The following is an 18,048-nucleotide window of genomic DNA, read 5'->3' on the forward strand; positions in this document are numbered from 1 at the left end:
CGCGTCTTTGACCGCGGGACTTATTGCATGTCGCCCGCCGATGCTACGGCGTCCGGACGCTTTTCGCGCAAGGCATGCGGCGCTGGCCCCGAAGCTGCGGACCGGCCATGCGCTGCGCGCCCGGCTCGTCGGTCAATCCGGCCCGGCCGGAGCGCGAGGCGTCGTGGTCTCAGGCGGCGGCGTTGCGGCCGACCATCTCCTCGTCGGTTCCCGTGTCGGGCTCGGCGGCTTCGGCCTTTGGCGCGGCCGGCGCCGGGTCGATGGCGGCCCGTGGCGGTGTCGGCGGGGACGCGGCGGTCCCCCGGATCGAGGCCACCATCCGGCCGGACGCGTCCCCGCCCGCCGAAGCGGCGTCTGACGAGACGGGCGCGGCGACGGCGCCGGGGAAGGAGCGGACGAGGCCGTCGGACACGGTGTCTTCCGCCGGCGCGATCACGCCGCGGCGCTGCTTCGGGCCGGCGACGGCGAGCTGGCCCTCGGCCGCCGCCTCGATGTCGTTCGGGGCCGTCGTCCCCGTCACTTCGGCGCAGCCGATCGAGACGGTGAGCTTGAGACCCGGCTTCGCCTTGTCGACGGCGGCCGCCACCGCGTCCTGCACGCGCCTTGCGACGGGGACGGCGAAGGGGAGCGTCGCGTGCGGCAGGAGGAGGCCGAAACGATCGAGGTCGATCGCGGTGCACACGTCCGACTCCCGCGTCGCCTGGGTGACGGCGGTGGCGACGACGGCGCGCATGCGGTCCCACTCGTCCGGGTTGAGGGCGGCCTGCGCGCGCTGCGCCTCGTCGATGGAGACGAGAAGGTAGGAGTATTCGTGCCCGTAGCGTTCGTGGAGGCGCCACTGGTGCTCGAGCTGCTGCTGGAAGACGCTCGCCGGGACGGTGCCGGTCAGCGCGTTGAAGAGCCGCTGCTTGCGGCGGATGCGCGATCGCTGCGCCCGCCGGACCTCGTTGGTGACCGTCAGCCCGAAGATCACCGTGCCGACGGCCGTCCAGATGGCGAGCGTGCGCAGCGCCGCGCCGTCGAAGTCGGCGAACGGCAGGAGCGTCGTGACGAGGGTGAGCGGGGAAAGGCACGCCGCGACGAGGACGGCGCGCCGGTCGACGCGCCAGCCGAGCGCGGACCAGACCGCCAGCACCGTGAGGCCGATGAGGACGGGGACCACGAGGGCGAGGAGGTCCGCCACCATCGCCGCGTTCTCGGTGAGGATCGCGGCGGCCATCGGCGCGACGAGCACGACCGCCGCGGTGACCGGACCGCCGTAGAGGGTGGCGACGAGGAGGAGGGGGGTGTCGACGTCGACGACGAACGAGCCCAGCTCGAGCGGGGCGAGCTGGAGGGAGGCGACGACCAGCCCGACGACGATGCCGCAGCCGGCGTCGCGCCACGGTCCTCCGCTCACCCGGTCGAACACGAGCCCGAGCGCGAAGGCGCACAGGATGTAGATGCTGGCCGACAGCATCAGTTGCTGGAACGCGCCGATCATCGCCCACCTCTCGCGGGGTCGCTAACAGGTCGGCGATGATAGTGCCGGGCGGCGCTGGGCCCTGGCTGGCCTGAGGGCCGGCCGCCGTCGATCAGTAGCCGTAGGGCGGATTCGGGATCGACAGGTGCGCCTCACGCAGCGCGTTCGACCACGAGTCGCGCACGTGGCCGAAGTAGGGGTCCGACTCGGTGATGCGCACGTTGACGGTGCAGGCCAGCGCGTCGCGCGGCAGGACCATCGCGTCGAGCGGCATCCCCACCGCGAGGTTGGAGCGGATGGTGGAGTCCATCGAGATGAGGGCGATCTTCAACGCCTCTTCGAGCGGGGTGTGGAAGGTCACCGAGCGGTCGATGATGGGCTTGCCGTACTTGTGCTCGCCGATCTGCAGGAAGGGCGTGTCCTCGGTGCTCTCGAGGAAGTTGCCGGCGCGGTAGACCATGAAGAGGCGCAGCCGCCGCTCGCCGATCTGCCCGGCGACGAGGAGGGCGCAGTCGAAGCCGTTGCCGTCCTGGGCGAGGGCCTCGGCGTCGCGTTCGCGCACCGTGCGTACGGCGCGGCCCGCGAACTGCGCCATCTCGAACATCGAGGGGACGGTGTAGAGCGTCTGGATCTCGCCGTCGGTGCCGGGAAGGCCCTCCAGCATGTGGTTCACCACGGCCTGCGTCACGGCGAGGTTGCCGGCTGTGGCGATGGCGATGACCCGTTCGCCGGGGACCTCGAAGATCTGCAGCTTGCGGAAGGTCGCGATGTTGTCGACGCCCGCGTTGGTGCGCGTGTCGCCGACCATCACGAGGCCTTTGTGGAGCAGGAGACCGACACAGTAGGTCATCGCGTGGGTCCAGTTGGGACTTGGGGCGGTGATCTAACCGAAGTTGCGCCCCGAACCCTAGCTGTTTCGCGTCTCGGCCGGAGGGAAGATCGCCGCGTGTCGCGTCCCGGCCACGCTGCAGCCACGCTCCGGCCGCAATCGGCGCCGGGTTGATGCGGCGCCACGCGGAGGCCGCCGGCGGCCTCAGTCCATCGACTGGGACTGGCCGCCCTGGCTCTGGCGCTGCCGGCCGCCCGGTCCGCCCGGGGCGCAGTCCACCGTGACGGTGACGTCCAGCACTTCGCCGAGGCCGCCGTAAATCGCCCCGCGCAGCGGGGAGGCGCTCATCGTGTCGAGGCCGACGGCGACGCGCACGTAGTGGTCGGTGCCGCACAGGCCCATGGTCGGGTCGAACGCGATCCAGCCGAGGTCCGGCAGGTGGATCTCGGTCCACGCGTGCGCCTCGTGCGAGGTGCGCGGGCGGCCCTCGACGTACTGGTAGCCGGAGATGTAGCGCGCCGGGAGGCCGTCTGCCCGGGCGGCGGCGATGAGGATGTGGGCGAGGTCCTGGCAGACGCCGTGTCCCGCCTCGAGGGCCGCCGCGGCTGTCGTCGCGACGCCGGTGCGCCCGGTCTCGTAGCGCATGGTCTCGAAGACCATCGTGTTGAGGGCGTGCGCGCGGTCGAGCGGCGTGTCGCTGGACTTGGCGCGGGCCGCCGCGGCGAGGTCGCGGATCGCGTCGTCCGGCTCGGTCAGCGGGGTGTGGCGCAGGAAGACGCCCACCGGGAGGCGCTCCGGCGTTCCGGTGACGACGCCGTTGGTCGGCTCGGTGTCGACGGTTCCGGTGGCGGTGATCGTCAGGCTCTCGCCCGGCGAGCTGACCGAGAAGGTGTGGACGAGGTTGCCGAACGCATCCTCCGAGCGGCGCAGCACGGCGTCGCCCGAGACGTCGATGCGCCAGGAGCGCACGGTCTGCGTCGCGGTGGAGGCGGGCGTCAGGCGCAGGAGCTCGATGACCGAGTTCGGGGCCTGCTCGTAGCGGTAGTCGGTTTCGTGACAGATCGAGAGTCTCATAGGCCTTTAACGCAGGTACTGAGCTTCGATGGTCTCGGACAGCGCGTTGTTCTCGCGAATGGCGCGCTGCAGGAATTCGTGCAGTCCCTCCCGGTAGACGTCGTCGACGGACGAGTTGGCGAGCCGAGCGTGGTAGGCGCGCGCGGCGCGCTGGGCGGGTCCCTGCCGCCCGTAATCGTTGGCGAGATCGTCGAGGAAGTCGAGCGTGAACTTGGCGCAGTTGGCGATGGAGCGGGGGAGCTCCTTGCGCAGGGTCAGGAGCTCGGCCACCCGCCAGGGCCGCAGGGCGTCGCGGAAGACCCACTGGTAGGCGCCGAGCGCGGACGCGCCGCGCAGGATCGAGGACCACTGGAAATAGTCGAGGCCGCCGCCGACCGGATCCGTCTCGGGCAGCAGCACGTGGTACTTCACGTCGAGGATGCGGGCGGTGGCGTCGCCGCGCTCGATGTAGGTGCCGAGGCGGAAGAAGGCGTGCGCGTCGGTGCGCAGCATGGTGCGGAAGGCCGAGCCGTCGAACTTCAGGCAGGCCGACTTCACACCGTCGAGGAACTCGGTGAGCTGGCGGGGCGACAGGCTCTCGTTGTTGTAGCGCCGCAGGTCCAGCCAGGCGTCGTTGATCGCCTCCCACATCTCGCGGGTGATCGCGGTGCGGACCGCGCGGGCGGAGCGGCGCGCGACGGCGAGGCAGGAGTAGATCGAGGACGGGTTGTCCGGGTCGAAGGCGAGGAACTGGATGACGTTGCGCCGGCTCGCCTCGTCGTAGCGCTCGCGGAAGAGATACTCGCCGCCGGTGGCGATCATCGCCGATTCCCACTCGTTGGTGGTGCCGCCGTAGTTGGAGGGAAGGGCGGCGAGGCGGGAGGCGACGTCGAGGATGCGGGCGGTGTTCTCGGCGCGTTCGGCGTAGCGGGCGAGCCAATAGACGTCGTTGGCAACGCGGGAGAGAAGCATCAGTTCAGCTCCGAAAGTTCACGGGCGCAGCGGTGGGAGCGTGGCGTGATGCTCCGACGGACGGCGCCCCTTGTGCGAGCACCCCTCGTGCCAGTCCCGGTCATGCCAGCACCCAGGTGTCTTTGGTGCCGCCGCCCTGGGACGAGTTCACCACCAGCGAGCCTTCCTTCAAGGCCACGCGGGTGAGGCCGCCGGGGACCGTCTTGATGCCCTTCGAGCCGGTCAGCACGAACGGGCGCAGGTCGACGTGCCGCGGCGCGATGCCGTCCTGCACAAAGGTCGGGCAGGTGGAGAGGGCGAGCGTCGGCTGGGCGATGAACTCGTCCGGATCGTGCTTCAGCTTGGCGCGGAACTCCTCGATCTGCTCCTTGGTGGAGGCCGGGCCGACCAGCATGCCGTACCCGCCGGAGCCGGAAACCGTCTTCACGACGAGGTCGGGGAGGTTGTCGAGGACGTGGGCGAGCGAATCGGGCTCGCGGCAGCGCCAGGTGGGGACGTTGTTGAGGATCGGCTCCTCGCCCAGGTAGAATTTGATGATGTCCGGAACGTACGTATAGACCGCCTTGTCGTCGGCGACGCCGGTGCCCATCGCGTTGGCGACGGTGACGTTGCCGGCGCGGAATGCCGACAGCAGGCCCGGCACGCCCAGCACCGAATCGGGACGGAAGGCGAGGGGGTCGAGGAAGTCGTCGTCGAGACGGCGGTAGATCACGTCGACCCGCATCGCGCCCTCGGTGGTGCGCATGTAGACGACGTCGTCGCGCACGAAGAGGTCGCGCCCCTCCACCAGCTCGACCCCGAGGCGGTCGGCGAGGAAGGTGTGCTCGTAGAAGGCGGAGTTGTACTGGCCGGGGGTGAGAATCACCACGGTCGGCTCGCGCGGGGCCGTGCGCGGGGCGAGCGACTGCAGCGTGTCGAGCAGCTCGTTCGGGTACTGCTCGACCGGCTGGATGACGTGCTCGTTGAAGAGGTCGGGGAAGATGCGCATCGTCACCTCCCGGTTCTCCAGCATGTAGGAGACGCCGGAGGGCGTGCGCAGGTTGTCCTCCAGCACATAGAAGGTGTCGGCGTCGACGCGGACGATGTCGATGCCGCAGACCGGGGTGTAGATGTCGTGGGGGACGCGGACCCCGACCATCTCCGGCCTGAAATATGTGTTCTGGTAGATGAGCTCCTGCGGAATGATGCCGGCCTTGATGATCTCGCCGGTACCGTAGATGTCGGCCAGGAACATGTTGAGCGCGCGGACCCGCTGCTCGAGGCCCCTGGACATGGCCGTCCACTCGGCGGCGGTCAGCACGCGGGGGATGATGTCGAAGGGGATCAGGCGCTCTTCGGCGTCCTTGTCACCATAGACGGCGAACGTAATTCCAATTCGCCTGAACAACATTTCCGCTTCACGCGAGCGCGCCCTCAGCGCCTCGGGCGTGACCCCATCGAGCCACGACTTGATGATCTCATAGGCCGGCCGGGTGGAGCCGTCCGTGCCGTTCATCTCGTCGAAGAAATCAGCCATATGTCTTTCGCGTCAAGGATGGAATTGAACCGTGGCTGTGGCCGTTTGTTAAATCAAGTGTAGTGCGTGTTTCATTCTTGTGCAGTGGTTTGGTGCGATTTCGGGCTTTGACAGACGAAGTTGACGAGAGCCCGATGGCGGTGGGGCGGTCGCAAGGCAGACACGAAGCGGACGCACTTCACATCGAGTTTCATTGGCGTAGTTGGCAGCATGAACCCGCGAGGCACAACGCCTCGGAATTCTAGGAGTTGCAGCTATGGTAAAAGTTCTCGTCCTTTATCATTCGGCCTATGGGCACGTTGAAACGATGGCCGAAGCCGTGGCCGAGGGGGCCCGCGGCGCGGGCGCCGACGTGGTCGTGAAGCGCGTGCCGGAGACGGTGCCGGAGGATCTGGCGAAGGCGTCCGGCTTCAAGCTCGACCAGGCCGCCCCCATCGCCACCGTGGAGGAGCTGCCCGAATACGATGCCATCATCGTCGGCACGGGCACGCGCTACGGGCGCATGCCGTCGCAGATGGCCGCCTTCTGGGACCGCACCGGCGGCCTTTGGGCCAACGGGGCGCTGATCGGCAAGGTGGGTGCCGCCTTCGGCTCGACCGCCTCGCAGCACGGCGGCAACGAGATGAACCTCTTCTCGACGATCACCATGCTGCTGCACCACGGGCTCGTCATCGCCGGCCTGCCGTACAGCTACCCCGGCCTCACGGCCCTCGACGAGGTTGCCGGCGGCACGCCCTACGGCGCGACGACGATCGCCGGCGCCGACGGCTCGCGCCAGCCGACCGCGAACGAACTCGGCGGCGCGAAGGCGCAGGGCAAGATCGTCGCCGAGGTCGCGGCCAAGCTCGCCGCCTGAGGCGTCCGGCAGGCGTCGCGGCCGGGCGCCGCGATGCCTCCGTCCCGGCCTCCGCCCTTATTGCGCGGAACGGCTCTTGTCTCGGTGCGGGCGCCGATGGATCTTCCGCCGGACTGCGGCGTTCTTGGCGAGACACCAGAGACGAGGCCTATGGAACTTCTGACCGACCCCGCCGTTTGGGCGAGCTTTGCCACTCTCGTCGTGCTCGAGATCGTCCTCGGGGTCGACAACGTCATTTTCCTCTCGATCGTCTCCAACCGCCTGCCGGAGGCGCAGCGTGCCCGGGCAAGGCAGGTCGGGCTCATCGGCGCCCTCGTCCTGCGCATCCTGCTGCTCGCCTCGATCGCGTGGATCGTGTCGCTGTCGCAGCCGTTCGTGACGGTCGCCGGCTTCGGCCTCTCCTGGCGCGACGTGATCCTGATCGCCGGCGGCCTCTTCCTGATCTACAAGGCCGCCACCGAGATCCATGCCGAGGTCGAGGGCGAGGAGCCGGAGGAACACGCCTCCGGTGCGGCTTCGGCCGGGATGGCGAGCGTGATCGGACAGATCATGCTGCTCGACCTCGTCTTCTCCATCGATTCCGTCATCACGGCGGTCGGCGTGGCGGACCACCTCGAGGTGATGATCGGGGCGGTGGTCATCGCGATCATGGTGATGATGGTGGCGGCGGCGCCGATCGCGAACTTCGTGGCGCGCCATCCGTCCACCAAGATGCTGGCGCTGGCGTTCCTCGTGATGATCGGCATGGCGCTGGTGGCCGACGGCTTCCACTATCACGTGGAGCGCGGGTTCATTTACGCCGCGATGGTGTTCGGCGGCTTCGTCGAGGTGCTGAACCTGATGCGCGGCCGCCGGGTGAAGCGGCTGCGCGGCATCTGAGACGGCCCGGACCGCGGGCGGCCCGCCGCCCGGAAGGGGCGCCGGCGGAGGGGCCGGCGCCGCGGTGTCGTTTGCCGGGCGCCGCGGGAGGGCGCCGGCGGTCTCAGTAGCGGCGCAGGCGCAGCCGCGCGGTGCCCTTCGAGCTGAGGACGATCGTCTGGTTCTCGCCGGTCTCGACCCGGTCGACCTGCTCCAGCGCCTTGAAGATCCTGTTCTCGTACTCGGCGCTCCGGTCGCAGAATTTGCGCGTGGAGGCGACGCCGTCGATGATGATGTCCGAGCCGCGGCGGTTGTAGCGGCCGGAGAACGTGTTGCAGACCGCCTGACCGGAGACGCGCCCGTCACGGTCGAAGTTCATCGTCGCGTCCTTGCGCGCCCACTCGGGGAGCACCTCGCGGTCCACCGCGATGATGCGCCACGCCCCATCCACCTCCACCGGGCCGGAAGCGGGGCCGGGACCACCCGGCTTGCCGGGACCGCCTGGGCCGCCGGGCTTGCCGGGGCCGCCGTGGGACGGAGGCGGGCTGCCGCCGCCACCGCCGTACTGGGCGAGGTGGACCTGCCCGGCCGCGCCGACCGCCGCGCCGGGGAACGTCGCGACGGTCTGCGCAGCGGAGGGGCCGGTGCCGACGAGGGGGGCCGCCGCGAGGAGGAGGGCGGCCGCCGCGATCGCGAACGGGCGAGCGGAAAATTTGCTCATGGAACTGTCTCCATTTATCGAGCGCCTATGAACCGAATCGGCGCCGGCCACGTCATCGGCTGCGCGGGTCCCCTTGGCAAGCAATGGCGGCACGTGGCGTCCCGGCGGCGATCGTTCCCTTCGACGAGCTCCAGTTTGGGCTTGTTTCAATGTGGAAGGCGTTGCCGTGGCGAGCAATTTGGGTGATGACGTGCTACGCGCAAGGGCATGGCGCCCCGGCGCGGCGGCGACCCTGTGGTGTGAGGACCTATGGCCAATCTGATCATCGACGGTGAAGAGATCGAGGTGCCCGATCACTACACGCTGCTCCAGGCGTGCGAGGCGGCCGGCGCTGAGATCCCCCGCTTCTGCTTCCATGAGCGGCTGTCGATCGCTGGCAACTGTCGGATGTGTCTCGTCCAGGTGGTGGGCGGTCCGCCCAAGCCGGTCGCGTCCTGCGCGATGGGCGTGAAGGATCTGCGTCCCGGCCGCGACGGCACCCCGCCGACCATCAACACGAAGACCGACTTCGTGAAGAAGGCGCGCGAGGGGGTGATGGAGTTCCTCCTCATCAACCACCCGCTGGACTGCCCGATCTGCGACCAGGGCGGCGAGTGCGACCTGCAGGACCAGGCGATGGCCTACGGCGTCTCCGGCTCGCGCTTCACCGAGAACAAGCGCGCGGTCGAGGACAAGTACATCGGCCCGCTGGTCAAGACGATCATGAACCGGTGCATCCAGTGCACCCGCTGCGTGCGCTTCGTGACCGAGGTGGCCGGCGTTCCGGACCTCGGAGCCATCGGCCGCGGCGAGGACATGGAGATCACCACCTATCTCGAGACCGCGATGCGCTCCGAGATCCAGGGCAACGTGATCGACCTCTGCCCCGTCGGCGCGCTGACCTCGCGTCCGTACGCTTTCCAGGCCCGCCCCTGGGAGCTGACGAAGACCGAGACCGTCGACGCGATGGACGCGGTCGGCTCCAACATCCGCGTCGACGTGCGCGGACGTGAGGTGATGCGCATCCTGCCGCGCGCCAACGACGCGGTGAACGAGGAGTGGATCTCCGACAAGTCCCGCTTCATCTGGGACGGCCTCAAGACCCAGCGTCTCGACCGCCCGTACGTGAAGGAGAACGGCCGCCTGCGCCCGGCCTCCTGGCAGGAGGCCTTCTCGGTGATCGCCGCGAAGGTGAAGGGCGCCGGCAAGGACCGCATCGCGGCCCTCGGCGGCGACCTCGCCACGGCCGAGGAGCTCTTCGCGCTGAAGGACCTGATGAACCGCCTGGGCGTCGCCTCGGTGGACTGCCGGACCGACGGTGCGCCGCTCGATCCGGCCAACGGGCGCGCGTCGTACCTCTTCAACCCGACGATCGCCGGCATCGCCGACGCGGACGCCGTCCTCATCATCGGTGGCAACCCGCGCTGGGACGCGCCGATCCTCAACACCCGCATCCGTCAGGCCTGGGCGCGCAACGGCGCCAAGGTGGGCCTCGTCGGCGAGCGCGTCGACCTCACCTATCCGTACAGCTACCTCGGTGCCGGCGGCGCCTCGCTGAAGGACCTCGGCGAGTTCCGCGACGTCCTGGCCAATGCCGAGCGCCCGGCGATCATCGTCGGCCAGGGCGCGCTCACCCGTGAGGACGGCGCCGCCGTGCTCGCCGCCGCCGCGGCGCTGGCGGACGAGGTCGGCGCCGTCAAGGACGGCTGGAACGGCTTCGGCGTCCTGCACACCGCCGCCTCGCGCGTCGGCGGTCTCGACGTCGGCTGCGTGCCGGGCAAGGGCGGGAAGACGGGCAAGGAAATCCTTTCCGCCGGCCGCACCTTCGACCTCGACGTCCTGTTCCTGCTGGGCGTGGACGAGATGGACGAGCGCAACCTCGAGGCTCCGTTCATCGTCTACATCGGCACCCACGGCGACCGCGGCGCCCATGTGGCCGACGTGATACTCCCGGGCGCGGCATATACCGAGAAGTCGGGCACCTACGTCAACATGGAAGGCCGCCCGCAGCGGCTGACCCGCGCCGCCTTCGCTCCGGGCGAGGCGCGCGAGGACTGGGCGATCCTGCGTGCCCTGTCGGCCGAGCTTGGCGCCAAGCTCCCCTACGACAGCTTCGCCGCGCTGCACCGTGCGATGATCCAGAGCGTCCCCGTGCTCGGCCGCTACGACACGGTGACGGCGGCGGATCCGGCGGACGTCGGCAAGCTGACGGCGGCCTCCGGCGGCGTCGACGACGGCCCGTTCGTCAACCCGATCCAGCAGTTCCACCTCACCAACCCGATCGCCCGCGCCTCCAGGGTGATGGCCGAGTGCGCGAAGCTGTGGGCGGAGCAGCAGTTCGTGAGCGTGGCTGCCGAATAGTGCGCGTCGCGGCTCTCCCGTCCGGCGCGACGGCGGCGCATCGCGCCGCCGCGTCTTCCGTACCGCCGTCCCCGGGTCCGTCCCGGACGGTGGCGGGGCGGCGCCGGGGCGAGGGAGGGGAGGCGAACGGGCGGTCGACGTCCGACGCAGTACAGGAATTTCGGTGCCGGTATTTCAATCAAAGGGTGAAATACCGTCACTTTTATGCAGAACCGATCGCCGTCCAGCCTCAGCGTTCAAGCGGAAATCGATGTGTCACGGCCGAGAATCCTGAATTATGCGAGCCTCTCGCCGAATCCGGGAATGTCGTGTATCATTATTCCGGCAACGCGGCGGGCGATGGGTTCACTGTCTCGTTGCATGGCCGGGGCTGTCGTGGCTCCAGCGCTGTCGGCGAGGTTCGTGGTGCCGACGTCCAGCACGTCGCCGGGGCATGATGTCCCGGGCGATGCGGCTGCGGACGGTGGCTCCGCGTAAGGGATCCGGTTCGTCCACGCCCGTGGGCGAGCCGACTTGCAAGATCAGCGCGCAAGGTTCAGGAGTTCTGCGACCGCGCCGGCCGATTAGGGATCGATGATGCCAGACTTTTGGAGCACCTACGTACTGACGCCACTCATCATCGCGCTGCAGAGCGTGGTGCTGATGGTGGTGCTGCTCATTATCATCGCCTACGCGCTGCTCGCCGACCGCAAGATCTGGGCGGCCGTGCAGCTTCGCCGCGGGCCCAACGTGGTCGGCGCCTTCGGCCTCTTCCAGTCCTTCGCCGACCTCATCAAGTTCGCGCTGAAGGAGCCGGTCATCCCCGCCGGCGCGGACCGCGTCGTCTTCCTCCTCGCACCGCTGGTGACGACGGCGCTCGCGCTGTCGGCCTGGGTGGTGGTGCCGGTGGCGGACGGGTGGGTGATCGCCGACATCAACGTCGGCATCCTCTTCGTCCTCGCGATCTCGTCCCTCGGCGTCTACGGCGTCATCATGGGCGGCTGGTCGTCGAACTCGAAGTACCCGTTCCTCGGTGCGCTGCGCTCCTCGGCGCAGATGATCTCCTACGAAGTCTCCATCGGCCTCGTGATCATCAGCGTGCTCCTGTGCGTCGGCTCGCTGAACCTCACCGACATCGTGAACGCGCAGGCGACCGGCCTCGCGACGATGCTCGGCGTTCCCTGGCTGTCGATCCTCAACTGGTACTGGCTGCCGCTACTGCCGATGTTCGGGATCTTCTTCATCTCCGCCCTCGCCGAGACGAACCGTCCGCCGTTCGACCTTCCCGAGGCCGAGTCGGAGCTCGTGGCCGGCTTCATGGTCGAGTACGGCTCCACCCCGTACATGATGTTCATGCTGGGCGAGTACGTCTCCATCGGCCTGATGTGCGCGATGACGACGATCCTCTTCATGGGCGGCTGGCTGCCCCCGCTGGCGATCGCGCCCTTCACCTGGATCCCGGGCGTCATCTGGTTCGCCCTCAAGTGCTTCTTCGTCTTCTTCATGTTCGCCATGGTGAAGTCGATCGTGCCCCGGTACCGGTACGACCAGCTCATGCGCCTCGGCTGGAAGGTCTTCCTTCCCATGTCCCTGGCCGCGATCGTGGTCGTCGCGCTGGTGCTGAAAGTGACGGGCTGGCGGGGGTGAAGTCGCTGACGGGAGAGTGCCCCTGCGGATCTCTCTCGTTCGGTGCCTCCGGTCCTGCCGTCTGGACCGTCTTCTGCCATTGTACGGAGTGCCGCGACTGGAGCGGCTCTCCTCTCTCGCTCTGGGTCGGCTTTCCCTCGGAGAGCGTCGTCTTCGGCGGCTGGATCCTCTGGCGGCCGGGCAAGTCCATCGACGTGATGCGCGGCTTCTGTGGGAAATGCGGGGCTGCGGTGATTTATCGCGACCGCTCGATGCTGCAGGAAGAGACCTACGTCAACGGGCTTCTCGTGCATGAACCCGACCGGGTGAAACCCGCGGGACATGCCTTCTGGCGCGAGCGAATCTCCTACATCGCCTGCTCCGACGACCTGCCGCGGTGGGAGGGGTATTCCCGCGCGCGGCGGCTCCGGCTCGTCGAGTCCTGAACCTCACAATCGCTTGATCGCCCCGTGACTGGCTTGGGGCTCTCGATAATCATCCTATCTCGGCGGGATGATGACAGGGGATCACGGCTATGTTCCTGAGGTTGCATGTTCTTTTTCTGGCGCTCGCGCTGGTTGCTCCCAGCGTCGCCTGGGCCAGCGTCGTGACGCCGGTCCCGTCGCAGGACATCGTCGACCGGCGCTGCCCGCGGATCGACGTCGGCCCGCCGGGCAAGCCGATCCTGGTGCCGGATCCCGCCTGCGGCTCGGGCCGCTAGGGCGGGGGGCGTGGGTGTGCCGCACCGTACGCCACGCCCCGAAAAAAATTGGGCTTTCGGTCCTGCGGGACGGCCTCGGGACGTCTTGGGCGTTGCAGCCGCGCGCCAATCGCGCAATTAGAAAGGGTCTACGTCCGAACGGATCGAGTTGATCATGACCACGCTTCAGGGCACCGCGAAGTCCGTCTTCCTGGCGGAGTTCGTCTCCGCGTTCTTCCTGGGAATGAGGTACTTCTTCAAGCCGAAGGCGACGGTGAATTACCCGTTCGAGAAGAACCCCATCTCCCCGCGCTTCCGCGGCGAGCATGCGCTGCGCCGCTATCCGAACGGCGAGGAGCGTTGCATCGCCTGCAAGCTGTGCGAGGCCGTCTGCCCGGCGCAGGCGATCACCATCGAGGCCGGCCCGCGCCGGAACGACGGCACCCGCCGCACCACGCGGTACGACATCGACATGGTGAAGTGCATCTACTGCGGCCTCTGCCAGGAGGCCTGCCCGGTGGACGCGATCGTCGAGGGACCGAATTTCGAGTTCTCGACCGAGACGCGTGAGGAGCTTCTCTACAACAAGGAAAAACTGCTGGCGAACGGCGACCGCTGGGAACGCGAGATCGCGGCCAACATCGCGGCGGACTCGCCCTATCGCTGAGCCGGTCGTGCACCGCGGGTGTGCCGCCTGCGCCTTGGTCGCGGGGTAAGCGCATGGACGAGGAATCCGACCGTCCCTCCCGGAACGTCCGGCGGATCAGTGCCGCCTGGGGGATGACCCTCGGCGCCGTCGGCATCGTCGTCGTGCTGGTCCTCGCCATCATCGGCTGGATCACCGGCTGAGCAGACGGCAGCAGGCACAGGCCCGGCGGTCCCATCCGCCGGCCGTCTTATCGAACAATGAGTAGAGCCCGGCCGCATGGCGGCCGGGCTCTATTCGTTTCGAGGAGCGTCGCGGTAGAGCGCATCCACGTCTGCCGGCGCCGAGGCGGGCCGCGCCCGCCGATGACCCCGGCCGGTGCCGGCAATGGCCGGGCGTCAGGGCGTCCAGGTGAGGGCTTCGACGACGGTGCTGTCCGGGTCGCGCAATGCGTCGACGATGTCGAAGTGGTGCCGGCCGGGGGCCTCCAGCGCGACGGTGCGCACGCCGAAGCCATGCCACACATTGGCGAGAAGGGCGTTCTGCCGGCGGAATTCGGCGAGCTCCGCGCCACCGACGATGCAGGTCAGGTCGATCCCGTCGCGCGGCTCCAGCAGCGCCGGGCTCTCAGCGCGCGCGCTCTCGAGGGTCAGGCCGAGGATCTCGTTCATCGACGCCGGGATCAGGCAGCGCAGGTCATGGACGCCGCTGATCGAGACCACCTTGCCGATCCGCTCGATGGTCGCCTCGCAGATCGGCGCGTCGCGGCACAGCATGCGCGAGACGAGATGGCCGCCGGCGGAATGGCCGGAGAGGTTGATGGGCCCTTCGATCTGCTCGGCGATGTCGTCCAGGAAGGCGCCGATCTCGCGGGTGATCTCCGGGACCGTCGCCTCGGGGCAGAGCGTGTATTCCGGCATCGCCACGGCGAAGCCGCGGGCAAGGGGCCCTTCCGCGAAGCGCGACCAGTTGCCGATCACGTGCGCCTTCCAGTAGCCGCCGTGGACGAACACGGCGAGGCCCTTCGGCGCGCCCTCCGGGAGGAACAGGTCGTAGTGCTGGCGGGGCGAATCGCCGTAGGGGACGCCGATGCGGGCGCGGCCGGCGGCGAGGAGCGTCTCGCGGAACGTCTTCGCCTCGGCGGCCCAGCGGGGCGTGTAGGCGGCCGCGCCTTCGATGGAGGCGCCGTTGTCCCACGCCGCGTCGATGTCGGTGACGGGGTCGCCGCCGGTCCAGATCAGGTTCTCGGTCATGTGTCGGGTACGATCGCTGTGGCTTCGATTTCGACGAGGGCTTTGGGCTCCACCAGATCGGAGACCTCCACCAGCGCCATCGCCGGATAGTGACGTCCCATAACGTTGCGGTAAATGGCGCCCATCTCCGCGAGCGACCTGCGGTAGCCCTCGACCGAGCGCACGTACCAGGTGAGGCGGGCGATGTGCTCCACCTCGCCGCCGGCTTCCGCCACCACGGCAACGACGTTCCTGAGCGCCTGCTCCACCTGCGGGACGAACCCCTCGGGGAACTCCTCGTTCTCGTCCCAGCCGATGAGGCCGCCGGTGAGGACGAGTGTGCCGCGCCCGGCCATTCCGTTGGCGTAGCCCTTAGGCTTCTTCCATCCGGGGGGCTGCAGGACGGTCAGCGCGGCCGGCGCCGTCGCGGCCTCGTCGCGGGATTGGCTCACAGGACGTCTCCTTGGGTCTCGGGCTCGGCTTCGGCGTGCTTGCGCAGGGCAAAGCGCTGCAACTTGCCGGACTCCGTCTTGGGTAGCGCGTCGACGAACTCGATGGCGCGGGGGTACTTGTAGGGGGCGAGCTCGGCCTTCACGTGCTCCTGCAGCGTCTTCACCAGGGCGGCGTCGCCGGTGAAGCCGTCGCGCAGGACCACGTAGGCCTTGACGATGTGGCCTCGGTCCGCGTCGGGAGCGCCGACGACGCCCGTCTCCGCCACGGCCGGGTGGGCGAGGAGGGCGGCTTCCACCTCCGGCCCGGCGATGTTGTAGCCGGAGGAGACGATCATGTCGTCGTTGCGGGCCTGGAACCAGAAGTAGCCGTCCTCGTCCTCGACGAAGGTGTCGCCGGTGATGTTCCAGCCGTTCTCGACGTAGTTCCTCTGCCGTTCGTCGGCGAGGTAGCGGCAGCCGATCGGCCCGCGCACGGCGAGGCGGCCGGGAACGCCCGGCGGGCAGCGCTCGCCCTTCGCGTCGACCACCTTGGCCTCGTAGCCGGGGACGGGCTTGCCGGTGGCGCCGGGGCGGATGTCCTCCTCGCGTGCGGCGATGAAGATGTGCAGCATCTCGGTGGCGCCGATCCCGTCCATCAGCCGGATGCCGGTCGCCTCCAGCCAGGCGTCGTAGGTCGGGCGCGGCAGGGTCTCGCCGGCGGACACGCCCTTGCGCAGCGAGGAGAAGTCGTACTCGCGCGCCTTGGGGATCATCGCCCGATAGGCAGTCGGCGCCGTGAAGGTGATGGTGGCGCGGTATTCTTCTATGGCGGCGGCGAGGTCCGGCGGACCGGCCTTCTCCAGCAGCACCGCGGAGGCGCCGACGCGGAAGGGGAAGAGGACGAGGCCGCCGAGGCCGAAGGTGAAGGCGAGCGGCGGGGAGCCGATGAACACGTCCGTCGGTTCCGCGCGCAGGATCTCCTTTGCGTAGCAGTCGCAGATGACGAGGAGGTCGCGATGATAGTGGATCGTCGCCTTCGGCATCCCGGTCGTGCCGGAGGTGAAGCCGAGGAGGCACGGGTCGTCGGCGCGGGTGGGGGCGGCCTCGAAGGTGTCCGGCACGCCCTCCAGCAGGTCGCCGAGCTCGCCGCCGGCGGTGCCCTCCCAGGTCACGATGCGGCAGGGTCCGGCGGCCATGGCGGCGGCGCGCCGCATCTCGCCCTCGAGCTTCGCGTCGCAGAGGGCGAGGCCGATCTCGGCCTTGTCCAGCGCCTTGACGATCTCTCCGGCGCGCAGCAGCGGCATGGTCGCGACGACGATGCCGCCGGCCTTGATGATGGCGAGGTAGAGGGCGACCTTCGTGGGGTTGTTGGCCGAGCGCAGCAGCACCCGGTTGCCGGGCACCATGCCGAGCTTGCCTGTCAGCACGTTGGCCATCCGGTCGATCATGCGGGCGAGATCGGCGTAGGTCCAGCGCACGCCCGGCGCCATCAGCGCGACGCTGTCGCCGCGGCCCTCCGTGACGTTCCTGTCGACGAGCTCGACCGTGGCGTTCAGCATCTCGGGGTAGCCGAGGCGGTCGAGGTTGATGAAGTCGGGCTGCTCACCTTCGGGCGGCAGGTTGTCGATGACGAAGGTGTCGACGTGGCACGAAGACGGCATGACGCCTCCCACTAGGTCGGCTGCGACAGCAGCTGGCGGGCAATGATGAGCTTCTGGACTTCCGTGGCGCCCTCGTAGATCCGCAGCGCGCGGATATCGCGGTAGAGCGTCTCGGGAATGGAGCCGGACCGCACGCCCTCGCCGCCGTGGAGCTGGACGGCGCGGTCGATGACCTTCTGGGCGTTCTCGGTGGCGACCATCTTGGCCATGGCCGCCTCGCGGGTGATGCGCGGGGCCCCGGCATCGCGCGTCCAGGCGGCGCGGTAGACGAGGAGGGCGGCCTCGTCGATCTCGGTGGCCATCTCGGCGAGCGCGGCCTGGGCGAGCGGCAGGTCGGAGAGGGTGCCGCCGAACATCGCGCGCGAGCGGGCCCGGTCGAGGGCGGCGTCGAGCGCGCGGCGGGCAAATCCCAGCGCGGCGGCGCCGACCGTGGTGCGGAAGACGTCGAGCGTCGCCATCGCCACCTTGAAGCCCGCGCCCGGCGCGCCGATGCGGTGGGCGGCCGGGATGGTGACGCCCTCGAAGGCGAGGCGGGCGAGGGGGTGGGGCGAGATGGTGTCGAGCCGCTCGGCCACCGTCAGGCCCGGCGTGTCGGCGGGGACCCAGTAGGCGGAGAGGCCGCGCGCCCCCGGGGCCTCGCCTGAGCGGGCGAACACCACGTAGGAGTCGGCGATCCCGCCGTTGGAGATCCAGATCTTCTCGCCGTCGAGCCGAACGGCGTCGTTGCCGGCCGGCGTGGCGGAGAGCGCCAGCGCGGCGACGTCGGACCCGGCATCGGGCTCGGTGAGGGCGAAGGCGGTGATGGCGGTGCCGGCCCGGGCGCGCGGCAGGATCGCGGCCTTGACCGCCTCGTCCGCGAAGAGCGTGACCGAGCCGGTGCCGAGGCCCTGCATCGCGAAGGCGAAGTCGGCGAGCGCGTCGTGCCGGGCGAACGTCTCGCGCAGGATCGACAGGGCGCGCACGTCGAAGACGCCGGATTCCGGAACGGCGTAGGCGAGGAAGCCCGCCGCGCCGAGCGCGGCGACGAGACGCCGGCAGGAGGCGTCGGCGTCGTGGTGGTCGACGAGCGCCGGCACGTTCCCGGCGGCCCAGGCGTCGGCCTCGGCGGCGAGCGCCTTGTGGCGCGGCTCGAAGAAGGGCCAGTCGAGGAACGTGGTATCGGCCAC

General features: G+C 69.3%; 18 protein-coding genes. 8 read left to right on the forward strand and 10 right to left on the reverse strand.

Annotated features, from left to right (window positions below; all coding sequences use genetic code 11):
- Nucleotides 1-169 precede the first annotated feature (169 nt).
- The 5 genes from DLJ53_RS27750 to DLJ53_RS27770 form a co-directional block, all read right to left on the reverse strand.
- The gene (locus DLJ53_RS27750) at nucleotides 170-1,483 is read right to left on the reverse strand and encodes a GGDEF domain-containing protein (RefSeq protein WP_111351448.1); all 1,314 of its coding nucleotides are present in this window, start codon (nucleotides 1,481-1,483) and stop codon (nucleotides 170-172) included.
- Nucleotides 1,484-1,574: 91 nt separating this feature from the next.
- Entirely contained in the window at nucleotides 1,575-2,312 is a 738-nt protein-coding gene (locus tag DLJ53_RS27755; protein WP_111351450.1) for a proteasome-type protease, read from the reverse strand.
- Nucleotides 2,313-2,495: 183 nt separating this feature from the next.
- Complete coding sequence (locus DLJ53_RS27760) at nucleotides 2,496-3,365, reverse strand: transglutaminase family protein (protein WP_111351451.1); 870 nt, start codon at nucleotides 3,363-3,365, stop codon at nucleotides 2,496-2,498.
- A 6-nt stretch (nucleotides 3,366-3,371) separates the two neighbouring features.
- The gene (locus DLJ53_RS27765) at nucleotides 3,372-4,316 is read right to left on the reverse strand and encodes an alpha-E domain-containing protein (protein ID WP_111351453.1); all 945 of its coding nucleotides are present in this window, start codon (nucleotides 4,314-4,316) and stop codon (nucleotides 3,372-3,374) included.
- A gap of 100 nt (nucleotides 4,317-4,416) precedes the next feature.
- Nucleotides 4,417-5,832 carry a circularly permuted type 2 ATP-grasp protein gene (locus DLJ53_RS27770; RefSeq protein WP_111351454.1) on the reverse strand — a complete coding sequence of 472 codons (1,416 nt, stop codon included), beginning with the start codon at nucleotides 5,830-5,832 and terminating at the stop codon, nucleotides 4,417-4,419.
- A 256-nt stretch (nucleotides 5,833-6,088) separates the two neighbouring features.
- On the opposite strand from DLJ53_RS27770, the gene wrbA reads away from it, so the two are divergent.
- Together wrbA and DLJ53_RS27780 are read left to right on the forward strand one after the other, a co-directional pair.
- On the forward strand, nucleotides 6,089-6,688 hold the full coding sequence (wrbA, locus tag DLJ53_RS27775) for an NAD(P)H:quinone oxidoreductase (protein WP_111351456.1): 600 nt from the start codon (nucleotides 6,089-6,091) through the stop codon (nucleotides 6,686-6,688).
- A 150-nt stretch (nucleotides 6,689-6,838) separates the two neighbouring features.
- Nucleotides 6,839-7,567 carry a TerC family protein gene (locus DLJ53_RS27780; RefSeq protein WP_111351457.1) on the forward strand — a complete coding sequence of 243 codons (729 nt, stop codon included), beginning with the start codon at nucleotides 6,839-6,841 and terminating at the stop codon, nucleotides 7,565-7,567.
- 103 nt (nucleotides 7,568-7,670) lie between these two features.
- On the opposite strand, the gene DLJ53_RS35335 is transcribed toward DLJ53_RS27780, so the two are convergent.
- A complete protein-coding gene (locus DLJ53_RS35335) occupies nucleotides 7,671-8,267 on the reverse strand; it encodes an META domain-containing protein (protein WP_162409620.1) in 597 nt (198 codons plus the stop codon).
- A 249-nt stretch (nucleotides 8,268-8,516) separates the two neighbouring features.
- Here DLJ53_RS35335 and nuoG point away from each other — a divergent pair, with 249 nt between their 5' ends.
- The 6 genes from nuoG to DLJ53_RS36455 all read left to right on the forward strand — a co-directional run bounded on the left by nuoG (nucleotide 8,517) and on the right by DLJ53_RS36455 (nucleotide 13,761).
- Nucleotides 8,517-10,607 carry an NADH-quinone oxidoreductase subunit NuoG gene (gene nuoG, locus DLJ53_RS27790; protein ID WP_111351459.1) on the forward strand — a complete coding sequence of 697 codons (2,091 nt, stop codon included), beginning with the start codon at nucleotides 8,517-8,519 and terminating at the stop codon, nucleotides 10,605-10,607.
- Nucleotides 10,608-11,183: 576 nt separating this feature from the next.
- Entirely contained in the window at nucleotides 11,184-12,233 is a 1,050-nt protein-coding gene (nuoH, locus tag DLJ53_RS27795; protein ID WP_111351695.1) for an NADH-quinone oxidoreductase subunit NuoH, read from the forward strand.
- Nucleotides 12,230-12,658: a GFA family protein gene (locus tag DLJ53_RS27800; protein WP_162409622.1), complete on the forward strand. Its 429-nt coding sequence runs from the start codon at nucleotides 12,230-12,232 to the stop codon at nucleotides 12,656-12,658. The genes nuoH and DLJ53_RS27800 overlap by 4 nt, the downstream gene beginning before the upstream one ends.
- Before the next feature lie 89 nt (nucleotides 12,659-12,747).
- Nucleotides 12,748-12,933 (forward strand): hypothetical protein, encoded by a 186-nt coding sequence (locus DLJ53_RS27805; RefSeq protein ID WP_111351462.1) that lies wholly within the window; start codon nucleotides 12,748-12,750, stop codon nucleotides 12,931-12,933.
- A 154-nt stretch (nucleotides 12,934-13,087) separates the two neighbouring features.
- Nucleotides 13,088-13,579: an NADH-quinone oxidoreductase subunit NuoI gene (gene nuoI, locus DLJ53_RS27810; protein ID WP_111351696.1), complete on the forward strand. Its 492-nt coding sequence runs from the start codon at nucleotides 13,088-13,090 to the stop codon at nucleotides 13,577-13,579.
- 53 nt (nucleotides 13,580-13,632) lie between these two features.
- Nucleotides 13,633-13,761: a hypothetical protein gene (locus DLJ53_RS36455; RefSeq protein WP_264194515.1), complete on the forward strand. Its 129-nt coding sequence runs from the start codon at nucleotides 13,633-13,635 to the stop codon at nucleotides 13,759-13,761.
- A 195-nt stretch (nucleotides 13,762-13,956) separates the two neighbouring features.
- Here DLJ53_RS36455 and DLJ53_RS27815 read toward each other — a convergent pair whose 3' ends face one another.
- Genes DLJ53_RS27815 through DLJ53_RS27830 form a run of 4 tightly spaced genes read right to left on the reverse strand, consistent with a single transcriptional unit; the run spans nucleotide 13,957 to nucleotide 18,048 of the window.
- Nucleotides 13,957-14,811 carry an alpha/beta hydrolase gene (locus tag DLJ53_RS27815; protein ID WP_111351463.1) on the reverse strand — a complete coding sequence of 285 codons (855 nt, stop codon included), beginning with the start codon at nucleotides 14,809-14,811 and terminating at the stop codon, nucleotides 13,957-13,959.
- Nucleotides 14,808-15,242: a RidA family protein gene (locus tag DLJ53_RS27820; protein ID WP_244935178.1), complete on the reverse strand. Its 435-nt coding sequence runs from the start codon at nucleotides 15,240-15,242 to the stop codon at nucleotides 14,808-14,810. Before DLJ53_RS27820 ends, DLJ53_RS27815 begins: the two co-directional genes overlap by 4 nt.
- A complete protein-coding gene (locus tag DLJ53_RS27825) occupies nucleotides 15,239-16,882 on the reverse strand; it encodes an AMP-binding protein (protein ID WP_111351465.1) in 1,644 nt (547 codons plus the stop codon). The genes DLJ53_RS27820 and DLJ53_RS27825 overlap by 4 nt, the downstream gene beginning before the upstream one ends.
- Before the next feature lie 11 nt (nucleotides 16,883-16,893).
- A complete protein-coding gene (locus DLJ53_RS27830; protein ID WP_111351466.1) occupies nucleotides 16,894-18,048 on the reverse strand; it encodes an acyl-CoA dehydrogenase family protein in 1,155 nt (384 codons plus the stop codon).

It is taken from the genome of Acuticoccus sediminis, assembly GCF_003258595.1.
Taxonomy (GTDB): Bacteria; Pseudomonadota; Alphaproteobacteria; order Rhizobiales; family Amorphaceae; genus Acuticoccus; species Acuticoccus sediminis.